This is a genomic window from uncultured Sulfitobacter sp. (genome assembly GCF_964021855.1).
GTDB lineage: Bacteria > Pseudomonadota > Alphaproteobacteria > Rhodobacterales > Rhodobacteraceae > Sulfitobacter.
Window position 1 is genome coordinate 424984 of record NZ_CAXHZD010000002.1, and the last position, 15546, is coordinate 440529.

Here is a 15546-nt window from a genome sequence, read left to right on the forward strand (position 1 = left end):
GCTTGCGCGTAAACCGCGCCGGAGTTTTGCAACGGGGGACCTATGCCTGTTCTGGTGATGAAATTTGGTGGCACATCCGTGGCCACATTGGACCGAATCCGCCGCGCCGCCAAGCGCGTCGGCGTTGAGGTGTCCAAGGGCTATGATGTGATTGTGATCGTATCGGCCATGTCGGGTAAGACGAACGAGTTGGTCGGCTGGGTGAACGAGACATCCCCGTTATATGACGCACGTGAATATGATGCGGTCGTGTCGAGCGGTGAGAATGTAACCGCCGGTCTGATGGCGTTGACGTTGCAAGAGATGGAAATTCCTGCGCGCAGTTGGCAAGGCTGGCAGGTACCGGTCAAGACGACCTCGGCGCATTCGTCGGCCCGGATCGAAGATATTCCGCCCGCGAATATCATGGCAAAGTTCGGCGAAGGTATGAAGGTCGCGGTGGTTGCAGGCTTCCAAGGGGTTAGCCCCGAGGGTCGGATTACCACGCTGGGGCGCGGTGGGTCTGACACGACTGCTGTCGCCTTTGCCGCCGCGTTCGACGCGGAACGTTGCGATATTTATACGGATGTGGATGGTGTTTATACCACTGACCCGCGTGTCAGTGCCAAGGCGCGCAAACTGGACAAGATCGCATTCGAAGAGATGTTGGAGTTGGCATCGCTGGGGGCAAAGGTTTTGCAAACCCGGTCGGTCGAGCTGGCAATGCGGTATAAGGTCAAGCTGCGCGTGCTGAGCAGTTTTGAGGAACAGTCAGACGAAGCTGGAACGCTGGTCTGCGATGAGGAGGAAATCATGGAAAGCAATGTCGTTTCAGGGATCGCGTTTTCACGTGACGAAGCCAAGATGACCCTGGTGTCTGTGGCGGACCGTCCGGGCATCGCGGCGGCCATCTTTACCGCGCTTAGCGAGGGCGGCGTGAACGTCGATATGATCGTTCAGAACATCGCCGAGGAAGGTCGCACCGATATGACCTGGTCTTGCCCTGTTGATCAGATCAAGCGCGCGGAAAAAGCCATGGATGCGGCCAAAGAAACTGGCGACATCAACTTCCATGAACTGATTGCTGATACGGATGTGGCCAAGGTTTCGGTGGTTGGCATCGGCATGCGCAGCCATACAGGCGTTGCGGCCAAGATGTTTCAGGTGCTGTCCAACGAGGGCATCAACATCAAGGTTATCACCACCTCCGAGATCAAGATTTCCGTGCTGATCGACCGCAAGTACATGGAGCTGGCTGTTCAGGCGCTGCATGATGCGTTCGAGCTGGATAAAGCTGCCTAAAATCTGTGCATCCTTGGGAACGGGGGCAGGGGACTGGCAGCTTTTGTGGTTGCCAGGCCTTTTCGTGACGTCAACGCTGGAAGACAAGCGTTTATGACAACAGGCGTTTCATTTCGCCATGGCCTGTGGTCTAAGCTGGCCTTGCGGAGGAGAAACTTACGATGGCCGATGGGTTTGAAACAGAAAGTCGCAAGCTGCTGGGGCGATTGCGCGATGCGATGGCCAGCGATGACGCAGGCCAGGCGCGGCTGGACAAGATCACACATCTGATTGCGACATCCATGGGGTGCGAAGTGTGTTCGATATACCTTTTCCGAGACGAAGATACGCTTGAGCTGTGCGCCACAGAAGGTCTGAAAGCCGACGCGGTACACGAAACGCGAATGAAGCTGGGCGAGGGTCTGGTCGGACGCGTCGCAAAGCGCAAACAGATCGTGAACACACCTAACGCGCCGCAGGCCCCCGGTTTCCGGTTCATGCCGGAAACAGGCGAAGAGATTTATTCGAGCTTTCTGGGTATCCCCGTGCAGCGTCTTGGCGAAATGCTGGGCGTTTTGGTCGTGCAGTCCAAAGCCGCAAGGGAGTTTTCCGCCGACGAAGTCTATGCGCTTGAGGTCGTTGCCATGGTGTTGGCTGAAATGACCGAGTTGGGCGCCTTCGTGGGCGAAGGGGCCGCAATGTCGGCCCGTCACAGCCAGCCGGTTCTGGTGCGCGGGACAGTCGGCCAAGAGGGCGTTGCAGATGGCCATGTCTGGCTGCACGAACCACGTGTTGTGGTGTCGAACCCTGTGGCAGACGACCCGGTTCGCGAAAAGGAACGCCTGAACGAAGCGGTGGATGAGCTGCGCGTCAGTGTCGATCAGATGTTGTCGATGGCCGGGGGCGACAAGGACCAGCGCCAAGTGCTGGAAGCGTACCGGATGTTCGCCAATTCCAAAGGCTGGATGCGCCGGATGGAAGAAGACATCGACCGTGGCCTGTCAGCCGAAGCCGCTGTTGAAAAAGAACAATCCTTGGCCCGGTCGCGCATCGGGCAGGCCAGCGATGCCTATCTGCGGGAACGGCTGTCGGATCTGGACGACCTGAGCAACAGATTGCTGCGTATTCTGACCGGGCAAGGGTCCGATACAGGGGCGGAAATGCCGGCTGACCCGATATTGGTCGCGCGCAATATTGGCCCTGCTGAGCTGCTTGAATACGGGCGGTCGTTGCGCGGGATCGTGTTGGAAGGCGGATCGGTTGGCAGCCACGCGGCAATTGTGGCGCGGGCCTTGGCCATTCCGTTGATTGTGCATGCGTCACATATCACTAACGACGCGCTGAATGGCGACCGGATCATGGTCGATGGCGAACAGGGTATCGTGCATTTGCGGCCTGACGAAACCGTGGCGTCTGCGTTTCGCGACAAGATTGCGATGCAGGCTGCGGCGCAGGAACGCTATGCCTCGATCCGTGATAAACGGGCAGAGACGCGGTGCGGGACGGTCGTGGGTCTTCAGATGAATGCGGGTCTGATGGCCGACCTGCCATCGCTTGAGGGGTCGGGTGCCGAGGGCGTTGGCCTGTTCCGGACGGAGCTGCAATTTCTTATCCGCAGTAAAATGCCCAAAAGGTCCGAGCTATCCGCGCTTTACGCGCGTGTCTTGGATGCGGCAAATGGGAAACGCGTCGTGTTTCGGACCCTCGATATCGGGTCGGACAAGGTGTTGCCCTATATGAAAGCTAATGACGAGCCTAACCCCGCTTTGGGGTGGCGCGCCATTCGTGTGGGCTTGGATAAACCGGGTATCATGCGCATGCAGTTGCAGGCGTTGATCCGCGCGGCAAATGGACGACCGTTGACGGTGATGTTCCCCTTTGTGGCGCAGTTCGAGGAATACCGTGCCGCGCGTGCCGAGATGGACAAAACGTTGGCCCGCGAGGCGCGGCTGGGGCACAAATTGCCCTCGCATCTTGAGGTTGGCGCGATGCTCGAGACGCCATCACTGGCCTTTGCGCCAAAGAAGTTTTTCGAGGAAGTTGAGTTTTTATCCATTGGTGGTAATGACTTGAAACAGTTCTTCTTTGCCGCTGACCGCGAAAACGAATTGGTGCGCCGGCGTTATGACACGTTGAACGTTAGTTTTCTGACGTTTCTTGAAGGTATCGTTGAACGGTGCCGTGAAACCGGTACGCCGCTTTCATTCTGTGGCGAAGATGCGGGTCGTCCGGTTGAGGCGCTGTGCTTTGCAGCGATTGGGATTACCAACCTGTCGATGCGCCCGGCGTCTATTGGCCCCGTAAAAAACCTGTTGCGCCGGTCCAATCTGGATGAGGTGCGCAAGGTGATCTATGAGGCGCGCGACCGCGGCGACCAATCGGTGCGGGCTGCGGTCATGGATTATTTGCGCCATCAAACGCCCGAGCCGCGTAAGCTGCCATAAGGTTTGCCCGTTAACCAAGTTCGTTAATTCTCATCCATCGCTTGAGCTTTTCTTGCGAGGGTATTGGATTTGCTGTGCTTTCTATCAAGCAGGTGCTGACTAACTGCGCGCACTTGACGGATGCGGGTTGAAAAGGGTCTGCTGACGGTCGTACGGGTGCCGATCACTGCGTGGGGGAGATTGACGCGCATGGCGGCTTTCCGGGCGATGTCGCGGCACCGCATGGTGCAAAAATGCAGGGGGGCTGGGCATCAACGCACCTAATTCGCGACGCGAGGCCATTGTAATTCGGTCCAAACCGCTCAGATATCACAGAACTGACAAGACGGAGCTTGCGATGAAGATGTTTTTGGCACGGCGCTTAGGAGCGGCTTTGATGGTTGCGGTCTCGGCGCAAGCCTTGTGGGCGCAAGAGGCTGACTTGCAACGCGTCCCAAGCGTGACGGTCGCAACGGCAACGCAGGCAGAGGTGGTGAACCGCGTGTCGATTTCTGGCACGTTGGAACCCTACCGCGAGGTGTTGGTCTATCCGCTGGTCACGGGCTTCCCAATTGAGGCGTTGATGGTGGACGTGGGCGCAGAAGTCGCGAAGGGCGATACATTGGCCCAGTTGAACGTCGACACGCTGAACGCGCAACTATCGCAGGCCAAAGCCGAATTTGCCCGCGCCGAAGCGGGTGTTCGCCAAGCACAAAGCCAGATAACGTCGGCCAAAGCCTCCGCCGCGCAGGCGCGTAGTGTTCTTGAACGTAATCAGCAGCTTGACCGGTCGGGCAACGTAACTCAGGCGGCGCTTGATCAAGCTGTTGCGAATAGTCAGACAGCTGATGCCGCCGTGGCATCGGCTGAAGACGGGCTTGAGGTCGCCAGGGCGCAGGTCTTGCAGGCGCAGGCGCAGTTGGACATTGCACAGCTGGATTTGGATCACGCCACGATCAAGGCCCCCACCGCAGGCATTATTTCGGCCCGCAACGCGCAGGTCGGCGCGATTGCCAGCAACAGCGCGGAGCCGTTGTTCCGCATGATCCAAGACGGCGTGATCGAAGTGCAGGCCGACGTGATCGAAACCGAATTGGCGCAGATATCCGTGGGCGACCCCGCGCAGCTTGAGATCCCAGGCGCAGGCACTGTTGAGGGCACCGTGCGGCTGGTCGCCCCGACGGTGGATGCCACCAACCGGCTGGGCGACGTGCGTGTGTCCCTTGAGGGGAGCAACATGTTGCGCACCGGGCTTTTCGCGGGGGGCTGGATCATCACAGACCGGCACGAGGGGCTGACTGTACCGACAACCGCAATCCTGACCGACGCCAAGGGCGATTATCTGCTTGAGGTGCGGGACAACACCTTGATCAGACGCGATGTCACTGCGGGGTTCATCTGGAATGATATCCGCGAGGTTATATCCGGTCTGGACGATGGGGCCGCTGTCGTCGCCCGCGCCAGTGCGTTTTTCTCGGACGGGGATAAGGTGAACCCGGTCCCGCAGAAGGTTGATGTAGAATGAATATGTCGACATGGGCCATCCGGTCCCCCGTGCCGTCCATGGCGCTGTTCTTGGTGCTTTGCGTGGTTGGTATCGTAGGGTTCTTACGGCTGCCGGTGACGCAATTTCCCAACGTCGACATCCCCATTGTGACGGTCACGATTGGGCAATCGGGGGCGGCACCGACCGAAATCGCGACCCAGATTGTCAAACCCGTTGAAAGCGCCGTTTCCGATGTCACGGGGGTCAAACATGTGACAGCCGTTGCGGCGGACGGCACCGCAACCCTGACCATCGAATTCGAGCTTGAGACCGACAGCGCCACCGCCCTGACCGACGTAAAAGACGCCGTTGCGGGCGTGCAGGGCGATTTGCCCGAAAATGCGACGGAACCATTGGTCAAGCGACTTGATGTGACCGGGCAGGCGATCCTGACCTACGCGGTGTCGGACCCGACGCAATCCATTCAAGAGCTGTCCTATTTCGTGGACGAGATCGTCGCCCGCGAGCTGCAGGTCGAAAAGGGGGTCGGCAAGGTGACCCGCATCGGTGGGGGCGACCGCGCGATTGAGGTTGAATTGGATCCGGATCGTTTGCTTTCCTTGGGATTGACCGCGACAAATGTGAACAATCAGCTGCGCCAGAACAACATCGATTTGGGCGGTGGGTCGGGTGATCTGGGCGGGCAGGAATATTCCATACGCGCCCTAGGCAGTGCCGATACCGTGGCGCAATTGGCCGCGACACCGATCACCACGTCGCCGGGCCGTACCGTGCGTTTGGATGATCTGGGCACAGTGTTCGACGGGTCCACCGAAACAACCAGCTTTGCCATGCTGGACGGGCAGCCTGTGGTCGCTTTTGGTATTTTTAGGTCCACGGGTGCCAGTGATCTGACGGCGGGGGATAATGCCAAGGAACGATTGGCCGAATTGGGCGAAGAATACCCGAACGCCAGTTTTTCGCTGATTGACGACGCTACCACCTATACCGAAGGCAATTACCATTCCGCGATGGATACCCTGTACGAAGGGGCCGCTTTGGCGATCATCGTGGTGTTCTTGTTCCTGCGCAATTGGCGGGCCACGATCATCACGGCGGTCGCCTTGCCGCTGTCGATCATTCCGACCTTCATGGTCATGCAATATCTTGGGTTTTCGCTGAACACGGTAAGCTTGCTGGGCATCACTTTGGTGACGGGCATTTTGGTCGATGACGCGATCGTCGAGATCGAAAATATCGTGCGCCATATCCAGATGGGCAAGCCCGCCTACGAGGCGTCCGAGGAAGCCGCGTCAGAGATCGGTCTGACCGTGATCGCGATCAGTTTCACCATCGTTGCAGTGTTTGCGCCGGTCAGCTTTATGTCCGGTATCGCGGGGCAGTATTTCAAGCAGTTTGGCCTGACGGTTGCCGTGGCGGTGCTGTTTTCGCTGCTGGTCGCGCGTTTGATTACGCCGATGATGGCCGCCTATTTCCTGCGCGACGGGATCGCCCCGGAGGAGGAAAAAGACGGCTTTCTGATGCGCCAATATATGGCGTTGCTGGGGTGGACCCTGCGCAACCGTACGGTGACCTTGTTGTTGGGGTTGGGTATCTTTGCTGCGTCGATTTTTTCGGCCACACTTTTGCCCACCGAATTCGTGCCGGCCTCGGACCAAGGGCGGTCGACGGTGTCGCTGGAGTTGCCACCCGGTTCGACGCTTGACCAAACCCGCGCAACAGGGCGCGAGGTGTCGATGATCCTTGGCCAGATCGACGAGATCACCAATGTGTTTGTCGAAGGCGGGACATCTTCGGACACCAAGGCGAATGTCGTCGTAAACTATGGGCAAAAAGACACGCGCGAGCGGTCATCCTTTGCCATTGAGGACGAGATGAAGGCGCTCTTGCAGGACATGCCCGACGTCAAGATCAACGTGTTGGCCGAGAACGGTCAGCGGGACATCCAGTTAAACGTGCTTGGCGATACCGAGGCGGCTGCGTCCGCCGCAGCGATTGAGCTGGCCAATCAGATGAACGGCCTGCCGGATGTTTTGAACGCCGCCACAACCGCATCCTTGGTGCGCCCTGAAATCCAGATCACGCCGCGCCCGCAACTGGCGGCGGAAATGGGTGTGACATCATCCGATTTGGCCAGCACGATCCGGATCGCAACCTTGGGCGAAACCGATAGCAATGTCGCCAAGTTTAACGCCGGCGACAGGCAAATCCCGATTTTGGTGCGCCTGAAAGAAGACGTGCGCAATGACCTAAGCCGCATGGCAGGGCTGCGCGTGGCGTCCACGACAGGCAGCCCTGTGCCCATTAGCGTTCTGGCGGATATGAAGCTGTCGTCCGGTCCCAGTACCATCGAACGCTATGACCGCCAGTACCGCACCAGTGTAGAGGCGGACCTGGCTCCCAGTGCATTGCTGGGCCCGGCGACGCAATCCGTGATGGCATTGCCGATTGCGATGGATATGCCCGAAGGAACCGCAATCCAAAGCGCGGGGGACGCCGAGGTGATGGGCGAGGTTTTCACTCAGTTCGGTCTGGCCATGGGCGCTGGTATCTTGCTGGTTTACGTCGTTCTGGTGCTGTTGTTTGCCAGCTTTGTCACCCCGGTGACGATCCTGCTGTCGCTGCCCTTGGCGATTGGTGGGGCGATCTTTGCGCTGTATCTGAACGGGTCGGCAATTGGCTTATCCGTGGTGATTGGTTTCCTGATGTTGATGGGGATCGTGACCAAGAACGCAATCATGTTGGTCGAATTCGCGATCGAGGCGATGAAGGACGGGGCCACGCGATCTGAAGCGATGCTGGAAGCCGGGCATAAACGCGCGCGGCCTATCATCATGACGACCGTGGCGATGACGGCGGGCATGGTGCCGTCGGCCCTTGCCATCGGGGCGGGCGGCGAATTCCGCGCGCCTATGGCGGTGGCGGTGATTGGCGGGCTGTTGCTGTCGACGATGCTGTCGCTGCTGTTCGTTCCGTCACTGTTCAGCGTGATCGACGGGCTTAAGGAACGGATTCGCTGGGGCTTGGTTGCTGTGCTGGGCGCAAACCGTCCGCGTGACGCTGCGTCTGACCCTTAAAGCGCGCACCATTTTGCAGCGTAAAAGAAATTTTAAAACAAAGCGCTAGGCGCGGCGGGTAATATTGCCTTTAATGACGGGTGTCTTTGTACGGACGTGCAAGGATACCCAGATTTTGAAAAAGGCCGTTTCACGTGACCCCATTTGTCTTCAACACCACCAAATCAGTCGTCTTTGAAAACGGTGCCGCCCTGCGCCTTGCCGAACTTGCGGGCGGGCTGCTGGGGCAGAACTGCCTGCTGATCACCGACCCTGGCCTGCGGGCCTTGGGCCTGTGCGATCCGGCGATTGCAGCACTGGAAACGGCTGGACACACGGTCACGATATTCGATGCGGTTGAGGCCGACCCATCCCGCGAAACATTGATGCAAGCGGTCGAGGCGGGCAGGGCGGCAGGCACCACCGGGGTGACCGGCTTTGGCGGCGGGTCGTCGCAAGACGTGGCCAAGCTGGTGGCGCTGCTGTTGGGATCAAACGAAGACTTAGACAGCGCGTGGGGCGTGGCACAGGCCAAGGGGCCACGGCTGCCGCTGGTCTTGATCCCCACGACCGCTGGCACAGGGTCCGAGGTAACGCCAGTGTCGATCATCACCGTCGGGGCCGAGGAAAAGCGCGGCGTGTCCTCGCCCGTGATCCTGCCCGATATGGCCATTCTGGACGGTGAACTGACTTTGGGCCTGCCTGCACATATTACCGCCGCCACAGGCATCGATGCGATGGTCCACGCGATCGAGGCCTATGCCTCGAAAAACGCGAATAACAATCCTGTCTCCAAGCTGCTCGCCCGCGAGGCATTGCGGCTGCTCGGGGCCAATATCGAGGCGGTCGTGGCGGATGGGTCGAACCTTGAGGCGCGCGGCGCGATGCTGCTGGGGTCGATGCTGGCGGGGCAGGCTTTTGCCAATTCGCCGGTCGCCGCTGTCCATGCGCTGGCCTATCCTATCGGTGGGACGTTCCATATCCCGCACGGGCTGTCGAATGCGCTGGTTCTGCCTCATGTGCTGCGCTTTAACGCGCCGGATGCTGGCACGCTATATGCCGAGATCGCCGCCGATGCTTTCCCTGAGCTGGCGTCGGTCGAAGGTACGCAGGCCCGCACGGCGGCCTTTATTGACGCGCTGGCGGACCTGTCGGCGCGTGTCGGGTTGCAGACCCGCCTGCGCGATGTGGACATACCCAAAGACGCTATCGACAAAATGGCAGCTGATGCCATGCTGCAAGGCCGTTTGCTGGTAAACAACCCGCGTGACGTGACCCAAGCAGATGCGCATACGATCTATACGGCGGCGTGGTAATGTCAGACCGCCCCGTCGCCCCAACCCGCGCTGATTTCAACGACTTCTACCCGCTGCAAACCCGCTGGAACGACAATGACGCCTATGGGCACATGAATAACGTCGTCCATTATGCGCTGTTTGATACGGCTGTGAACGGCTGGCTGATTGAACGCGGCTTGCTGGACCCGCTGACCAGCCCTGTGTTCGGATTGGTCGTGGAAACGGGATGTCGTTATTTTGGCGAAATGCAGTTCCCGGATCGCGTGACCGCAGGGTTGCGCGTTGCCAAACTGGGCCGCAGTTCCGTCCGGATGGAGCTGGGATTGTTCCGCAACGACGACGATACGGCGTCGGCCGAAGGGTTCTTTGTGCATGTCTATGTCGACCGCACGAACCACCGGCCAGCGCAATTGCCAGACGCCACTCGTGCGGCCCTAGAAAGCTTGCAATAGGCCGGCACCTGCTGGCCGCTGTCTGCCGGTGTTTGGGTTAGCCGGTTGCATCTTGTGCTTGTCCACATGTTATAAACCCGCGAATCACACCAATTTTCTGCTGTGCAGCAATTCATGCTGCGCCCGCATGTTGTGTTAATTATTGAACAACCGGAGCGTATTCCCCGTGGCCAAGAAGAAACGTATCGTCGTCAAAATCGGATCCAGCCTGCTGGCAAACGAAGAGAAGCTTACTTTGCGTTTTGCCTTTATCAACGGCTTGTTGGCGGACCTCGCCGAATTGCAGACCCAAGGCTACGATATCATTCTCACGTCCTCGGGCTCTGTCGCGTTGGGTCTGAACATGATCGGGAAACGCCCCGAAGACGCGGGCATTCTGGATAAACAGGCCGCCGCTGCTTGTGGTCAGCCGTTGCTGATGAATGCCTATCGTCAGGTTGCCTCGGAATATGACATGGGCGTGGCGCAGATGCTGGTCACCGTCGAAGACATGGAAGAACGCCGCCGGTTTTTGAACATCAAAAACACCATGCTGCGGCTGTTTGAAAACAACATCCTACCGATCATTAACGAGAACGATTCAATTGCGACGACTGACCTGAAGGTTGGTGATAACGACCGTTTGTCCGCGAAAGTGGCACAGATGATCGAAGCCGACCAACTGATCATCCTGACCAGCGTCGAAGGCCTGTATGACCGCGACCCTTCTGAGCCGGGCGCGCAGTTTATCGAAGAGATCGAGGACGTCAGCGAACATCTGGAATCCACCAAAAGCGTGAGCGAGCTGGGCAGTGGCGGCATGATGACCAAGATGCTCGCCGCGAACATGGCGCAAAATGCCGGGGTTGAAACGATCATTGCCGAAGGCTTGATCGAGGCACCGGTATCCTCCGTGTTGCGCCGCGAACGCCGTCACACGCGCTGCTTGGCACGTGACAAAACCGGATCGCCGCTGATGATCTGGCTCAGCAACCGTTTGCAAGTGGCGGGCACGCTTGTCGTATCCAACGCCGCTGTTGCCGCGATTTCGTCCAAAGAGCGCGGTCTGGCGCGCAATGATCTTGTGTCCATTCAGGGCGAGTTTTCTAAGGGTGATGTGCTGCACGTCTATGATGAAGAGGGCAACGAATTCGCCCGCGGCCTGACGAATTTCTCGTCCGAGGAAACGATCCTGATGGCACGCAACCCTGACATGCTGGTCGAAGACGTGATCGGCTATAAGACAAAAAGCGATATTATCGGGTCAGAAAACATCCTGATCCTCGAAGATCACCACCTGCAACTAAACGCGCCCATAGACGACGCGCAGCCGGTGATATCGGTCTAAACTCACCCTCCGGGCCTTGGCCCGTCTGCACCATTAAGATCACGGCGCGTTTGTCGCAAACTGGGCTAGACAAACCCCGCAAAAGTCGGGATAAGCCGACACGCATCAGGAACTGACCACCTTGATGGCAACACCGCGGCAACGCGGTCGAGGCGAGTTGGCGGAGTGGTTACGCAGCGGATTGCAAATCCGTGTACACCGGTTCGATTCCGGTACTCGCCTCCAATAAAATCAATGGGTTATGAATTTCTTTGCTCATTGGGTATCACCTCGGGTATCAGTTTCTCGTTCTGTGCTTGTTCTGTTCGGGGTCATTTGCGCTTTGCTGCTGCCTGCCGCGCGCGCATGATCTGACGGGCCTCACCCGCATATTTGATGATCATCTCTTTGGATGTGTGGCCGCTGTAGCTGGCGATTTCATCGTCCGTGCAGCCCGCCCACGCCAATTCCATCACGCCGCGATACCGCAAGGCGTGTTGGTCATAGGCCATCAGGCCTAACCGCTTACGTTCGCGCACCATGACACGGGCCATTGCATGGTAGTCCATCTTCGAGCCATCAGCGCGCGTCAGGATGTGGCGCGATGGGTGCGGCGCGAATCCCAGATCGGCCTTTGCGCTGTCCAGTGCGGCCTTGAGCGCAATCGTGCAGGGCAGTGAAAGAAAAGTATCTGTCTTGTTCTGCCGCAACTTGAGGGTATCGCCGTCATAGTCGCCCCATTGGAAGTCAACCCAGTCACCAGGACGCTGCACACTCCCCACGCCAATCTCAAAAATCAGGCGAGGCAATGGCGCACCCTCTTCCCGCATCTTTTCGACCGCCCAATCTGTCCACGGCAAATGCGGTTTCTTGCGGTCCTTCGGAACCCTCAAAGGCTCGATATCAATCGCGGGGTTATCTTTGCGCCAGCGCTTGCGCATCGCCATTTTGGATAACATGCTGATCGCGGTCGGGATGTAGTTGGCGAACCTGACCCGATGCCGGTTCTTTTCCATGGCGTCATAAATGTCGGCTTGGGTCAGGCGTGCCACGTCAGCGCGCCCTATCTTTTCGGTCAGATACTCAAAAACTTGCTCAAGGTCGCGCCGATAGCGGGGCGAAAAATCCCTCCATTTGTCGGTCTCACGCAGAGCGTCAATCAAAGCCCCCCATGACGTCTTTGAACCCGCTTTCTTCCCGCTGACGATCTCCCAGTACTGCTGATCAAACTCTGCCGTACCTTCTTCTGCCGTGATCCGCCCGAGATAGAACATCTTGCCGTTGACGCTCTTGCGCACATACCAACGGCCAGACGGATGCTGCCAAAGGTATTTCTTGCGCCGGCCTACCACTGAATTTGATCCCATAGCCCTGTCACATCTCCACCTGAAATTCGCTTGAGCGTTTCAGTATCCCAACGAACAACGCCCGGTGCAATTTCATGCCCGGGCGGGAGGTGACCTTCATCGACCAAAGCCTTGAACTCGTTCGTACGCAGGTCGAGCAAGCGGGCTGCGGTCGTCTCGCTGGCCATGATGGGGGTGTGGCGCGTCATTTTTCCGACCCCATTTCTTCTCCCACTTTGCGCCGCGCACCCTTTTGCGCTTTTACCGTGAATTGAGAGACATACTTTTCCCACGCGCCGCTCGGAATCTTGGGGTTACGCTGCCCCGGCGCGGTGTAGATATGATCCAGCATATCCTCGCGGATCAGATATCGGATGTTCGTCACGGGCAGACCTACACGCTCAGCCAGCTCCTTTGGTGTTTCGAGAGGTTTGGTCACGGCTCACCTTTCCGTTGGATTTCAGTTGAAAACACTGCAAGAGTGAACAGAAATGCTCACAACTCACCATAAGTGCAGCTTTATACACTTTTAGTTACCCAAGGTGCACCTTGTCAACAAACTTGTCTGGAATAGGCCTTCGCCTTCGAGAAATTCGCAAGAATAACGATCTGACCCAGCCTGTCATGGCTGCTGCAATCGATGTGTCCGATCGGACTTACAAGTATTACGAGCAAGAGAAGCGTGAGCTTCCAGCCCTAGCAGCGGTCAAGATTAGCGAAGGGTTCGGCGTTACCCTTGAATGGCTGCTGACCGGGCGCGGCAAGGTCCATAAGAGCGACGATCCCGAACTGGCTGAGGCCAGCGCCATCGCTGTCTTATCCGAGGCTGACCGGCGGGGAACAAACTTGCCTATAGCCAAGCTCGGCAAAATCATCGGCTTTGTCGCCGCGCAATCTGCGCAAACCGGCGAAACACCGGCACAGGTTGCCAGCCATTACTTTGACACGCTTTGAGCAGGAGAACCGTTATGACCGATACATATCAACCACTGAAGTCCTCAAAGTCGGACTTGGACCCTTGCGATCAAGAAGTGTTCACCTTCGCCCGCCAGATCGGCGTAGCGGGCGCGATTTCGCTTTTGGTCGGCGGCACTGGAATGATTGCGACATCAGGTCAGCCCGACTGGAACATCGCGCGGTCCCTTTACCTCGCGCTGGTCGTACTCGGTCCGATGGCCATCCTAATCGCACAGAAATTCCTGCGGATTTTGATGAAGCATCGGCACAGAGAGCTAAACATTTTCGACAACTAGCGAGCTGCAGACCTTTAGAAACACCTGCAGGGAAGATCGAATTCGGCCTATCATCTCTGCACGCAAATTTTGCACGCGCCAAGCAACTGATATCTTTGGGTAGTTAAAAGCGTGCACAAATTTTGATTTATGCACGGCAAGGCGTGGCAATGCTATCGTAAGGCCGCGCGAAGCTGTTTGTGGAAGTCCAAAGCCTCCGACTTCCGGACTTGGACACGTCGATCTTCGGTCAACGCCTCCCGCATTCGACGGTTCATAACCGTTTCTGTTTGCTTCGAATATTGGCAATAAAGATCAATGTGCTGATCCGTATGCAGTGCAGGCCACTTCTCAAGGTAGCTGGGCAAGATCACATAGGTCTCTGAAAAACTTGCCATACGAAACCCCTTTTCCGAACCTACGCCAATTTCCCATGGCACCCACCACGAGTCTTTGGTGGTACTTGAGACAACAGCGATCAACTGCTGGCACTCGTTCATCCGGCGAAGAAGATGGTCTGCGAGATCCGGGCCATCCTTGAGCAAAGCATCGTCAACTGTGTCCAAATATGTCTCTAGGCCGTTGGCTCTTACTCGGCGCGCGACTCTTTCTGCAAGTAATGAGTCTGTATTTTTGTGTGAAACGAAAACCTTGGCCATTAGAAGTTCCTAAATCTTTTTCTTCTCTGCCAATCGACGGAAGTGTGCGCCCGTCGCCGTCAACTTACATCCCCCCGAAAAAACAGCCGAGTGCCACATGTGCTCATGCTCCGTTGGCACAACTAGACCATGCCGATTACATTGCTGAAGCTCCCGATATATTCGTTCGTTGTCTGGCTTCACAGGAATATCCTTCAGCTTCTCCGCTTCCTCGCCACGATCAGGCTCAAACGATGGGTCAAGCGCAAAAACATGGGCATCTGTTGGGAAATATTTTGGAAGTCGCCGCAGGACCTCTTTTGGTACCTTCGGGCTGACTTCCCTGAGGAAAACGAAGCTTTGAACGTTGGCCTTATAGATCGGGCGCTGCTCCCAAGCTCCCAAGGTTTGGTCAACATGAGCATAAAGCGATGCGGGCGTCACTCGACCAAGTATGTCACTGGCCGCTCCACTAAGACCATCAAGCATAATATCAGTAAATTTGCCATGACCGTTGGCTTCCGCCGCAAATCCATCCTTGTGGCATGCAGTCAGTATTGTCACCCCATTCCCAATCACCGACACATTGCTTTTTCCTAGTCCCGGTACTTCCCCCGCAAAGCCAGATTGACAGCTATCAAGCAGAATAACAGTTGATTTGATCTTCGGGTGGGCTTCGTTCGCTTGCTGCAAAATGCCGCTGAGGCTCACCCCCCAATTAGGATTAGACCCATCCTGGGTGACTAAGAAACCGTTGTTGGTCTCATCATTCAAAATTCCATGACCAGCAAAATAAAGAAGAGCTGTTTCAGCTTCACCACTGAAAAGGTCAGAAATTGCCTCATGTAGATTCTTGCTCGTGATCGTCCCTTCGCTACTTATCATCCTCCGAACATCAAAATTCGGAGAGCCATCGCCGTTGGTTTCCAGCAAGGCAGCGAGCTCGATAGCATCGTTTACACAGCCGGTCAGTTCGTTTGGCGGATCATAGTCATCGATTCCGACAACAAGAGCTTTCTTCACTGGTC

14 protein-coding genes and 1 tRNA gene are annotated in these 15546 nt (G+C 57.2%); 10 read left to right on the forward strand and 5 right to left on the reverse strand.

From position 1 onward, the window contains the following. Positions 1-42: 42 nt before the first annotated feature. The 8 genes from AADJ11_RS08390 (at position 43) to AADJ11_RS08425 (ending at position 11548) form a co-directional block, all read left to right on the forward strand. Complete coding sequence (locus AADJ11_RS08390; protein ID WP_341234070.1) at positions 43-1281, forward strand: aspartate kinase; 1239 nt, start codon at positions 43-45, stop codon at positions 1279-1281. A 161-nt stretch (positions 1282-1442) separates the two neighbouring features. Next, positions 1443-3704: a phosphoenolpyruvate--protein phosphotransferase gene (gene ptsP / locus AADJ11_RS08395; protein ID WP_341234071.1), complete on the forward strand. Its 2262-nt coding sequence runs from the start codon at positions 1443-1445 to the stop codon at positions 3702-3704. A 337-nt stretch (positions 3705-4041) separates the two neighbouring features. Beyond that, the gene (locus AADJ11_RS08400; protein WP_341234072.1) at positions 4042-5208 is read left to right on the forward strand and encodes an efflux RND transporter periplasmic adaptor subunit; all 1167 of its coding nucleotides are present in this window, start codon (positions 4042-4044) and stop codon (positions 5206-5208) included. Further along, the gene (locus AADJ11_RS08405) at positions 5205-8267 is read left to right on the forward strand and encodes an efflux RND transporter permease subunit (protein ID WP_341234073.1); all 3063 of its coding nucleotides are present in this window, start codon (positions 5205-5207) and stop codon (positions 8265-8267) included. The genes AADJ11_RS08400 and AADJ11_RS08405 overlap by 4 nt, the downstream gene beginning before the upstream one ends. 134 nt (positions 8268-8401) lie before the next feature. Next, positions 8402-9562 (forward strand): iron-containing alcohol dehydrogenase, encoded by a 1161-nt coding sequence (locus AADJ11_RS08410; protein ID WP_341234074.1) that lies wholly within the window; start codon positions 8402-8404, stop codon positions 9560-9562. Beyond that, positions 9562-9996, forward strand: coding sequence for a thioesterase family protein (locus AADJ11_RS08415; protein ID WP_341234075.1), 435 nt, complete (start codon positions 9562-9564; stop codon positions 9994-9996). The genes AADJ11_RS08410 and AADJ11_RS08415 overlap by 1 nt, the downstream gene beginning before the upstream one ends. A gap of 166 nt (positions 9997-10162) precedes the next feature. Then, on the forward strand, positions 10163-11323 hold the full coding sequence (proB, locus tag AADJ11_RS08420) for a glutamate 5-kinase (protein ID WP_341234076.1): 1161 nt from the start codon (positions 10163-10165) through the stop codon (positions 11321-11323). Positions 11324-11474: 151 nt separating this feature from the next. After that, positions 11475-11548, forward strand: a tRNA-Cys gene (locus tag AADJ11_RS08425). A gap of 86 nt (positions 11549-11634) precedes the next feature. Here AADJ11_RS08425 and AADJ11_RS08430 read toward each other — a convergent pair. From AADJ11_RS08430 to AADJ11_RS08440, 3 genes are read right to left on the reverse strand one after another with little or no spacing between them, the layout of a single operon-like run. Then, positions 11635-12669 (reverse strand): tyrosine-type recombinase/integrase, encoded by a 1035-nt coding sequence (locus tag AADJ11_RS08430; protein ID WP_341234077.1) that lies wholly within the window; start codon positions 12667-12669, stop codon positions 11635-11637. After that, the gene (locus AADJ11_RS08435; RefSeq protein WP_341234078.1) at positions 12648-12857 is read right to left on the reverse strand and encodes a hypothetical protein; all 210 of its coding nucleotides are present in this window, start codon (positions 12855-12857) and stop codon (positions 12648-12650) included. The genes AADJ11_RS08430 and AADJ11_RS08435 overlap by 22 nt, the downstream gene beginning before the upstream one ends. Then, a complete protein-coding gene (locus tag AADJ11_RS08440; RefSeq protein ID WP_341234079.1) occupies positions 12854-13087 on the reverse strand; it encodes a hypothetical protein in 234 nt (77 codons plus the stop codon). The genes AADJ11_RS08435 and AADJ11_RS08440 overlap by 4 nt, the downstream gene beginning before the upstream one ends. A gap of 122 nt (positions 13088-13209) precedes the next feature. On the opposite strand from AADJ11_RS08440, the gene AADJ11_RS08445 reads away from it, so the two are divergent. Both AADJ11_RS08445 and AADJ11_RS08450 read left to right on the forward strand, forming a co-directional pair. After that, positions 13210-13602, forward strand: a complete 393-nt coding sequence (locus AADJ11_RS08445) for a helix-turn-helix transcriptional regulator (protein ID WP_341234481.1) — start codon at positions 13210-13212, stop codon at positions 13600-13602. A gap of 14 nt (positions 13603-13616) precedes the next feature. Next, positions 13617-13901, forward strand: a complete 285-nt coding sequence (locus AADJ11_RS08450) for a hypothetical protein (RefSeq protein WP_341234080.1) — start codon at positions 13617-13619, stop codon at positions 13899-13901. 152 nt (positions 13902-14053) lie between these two features. Here the strand turns inward: AADJ11_RS08450 and AADJ11_RS08455 are convergent, their stop codons facing one another. Both AADJ11_RS08455 and AADJ11_RS08460 read right to left on the reverse strand, forming a co-directional pair. Then, positions 14054-14539 carry a toll/interleukin-1 receptor domain-containing protein gene (locus AADJ11_RS08455; RefSeq protein ID WP_341234081.1) on the reverse strand — a complete coding sequence of 162 codons (486 nt, stop codon included), beginning with the start codon at positions 14537-14539 and terminating at the stop codon, positions 14054-14056. Positions 14540-14548: 9 nt separating this feature from the next. Continuing rightward, positions 14549-15541 (reverse strand): caspase family protein, encoded by a 993-nt coding sequence (locus AADJ11_RS08460; RefSeq protein ID WP_341234082.1) that lies wholly within the window; start codon positions 15539-15541, stop codon positions 14549-14551. Between the last annotated feature and the right edge of the window lie 5 nt (positions 15542-15546).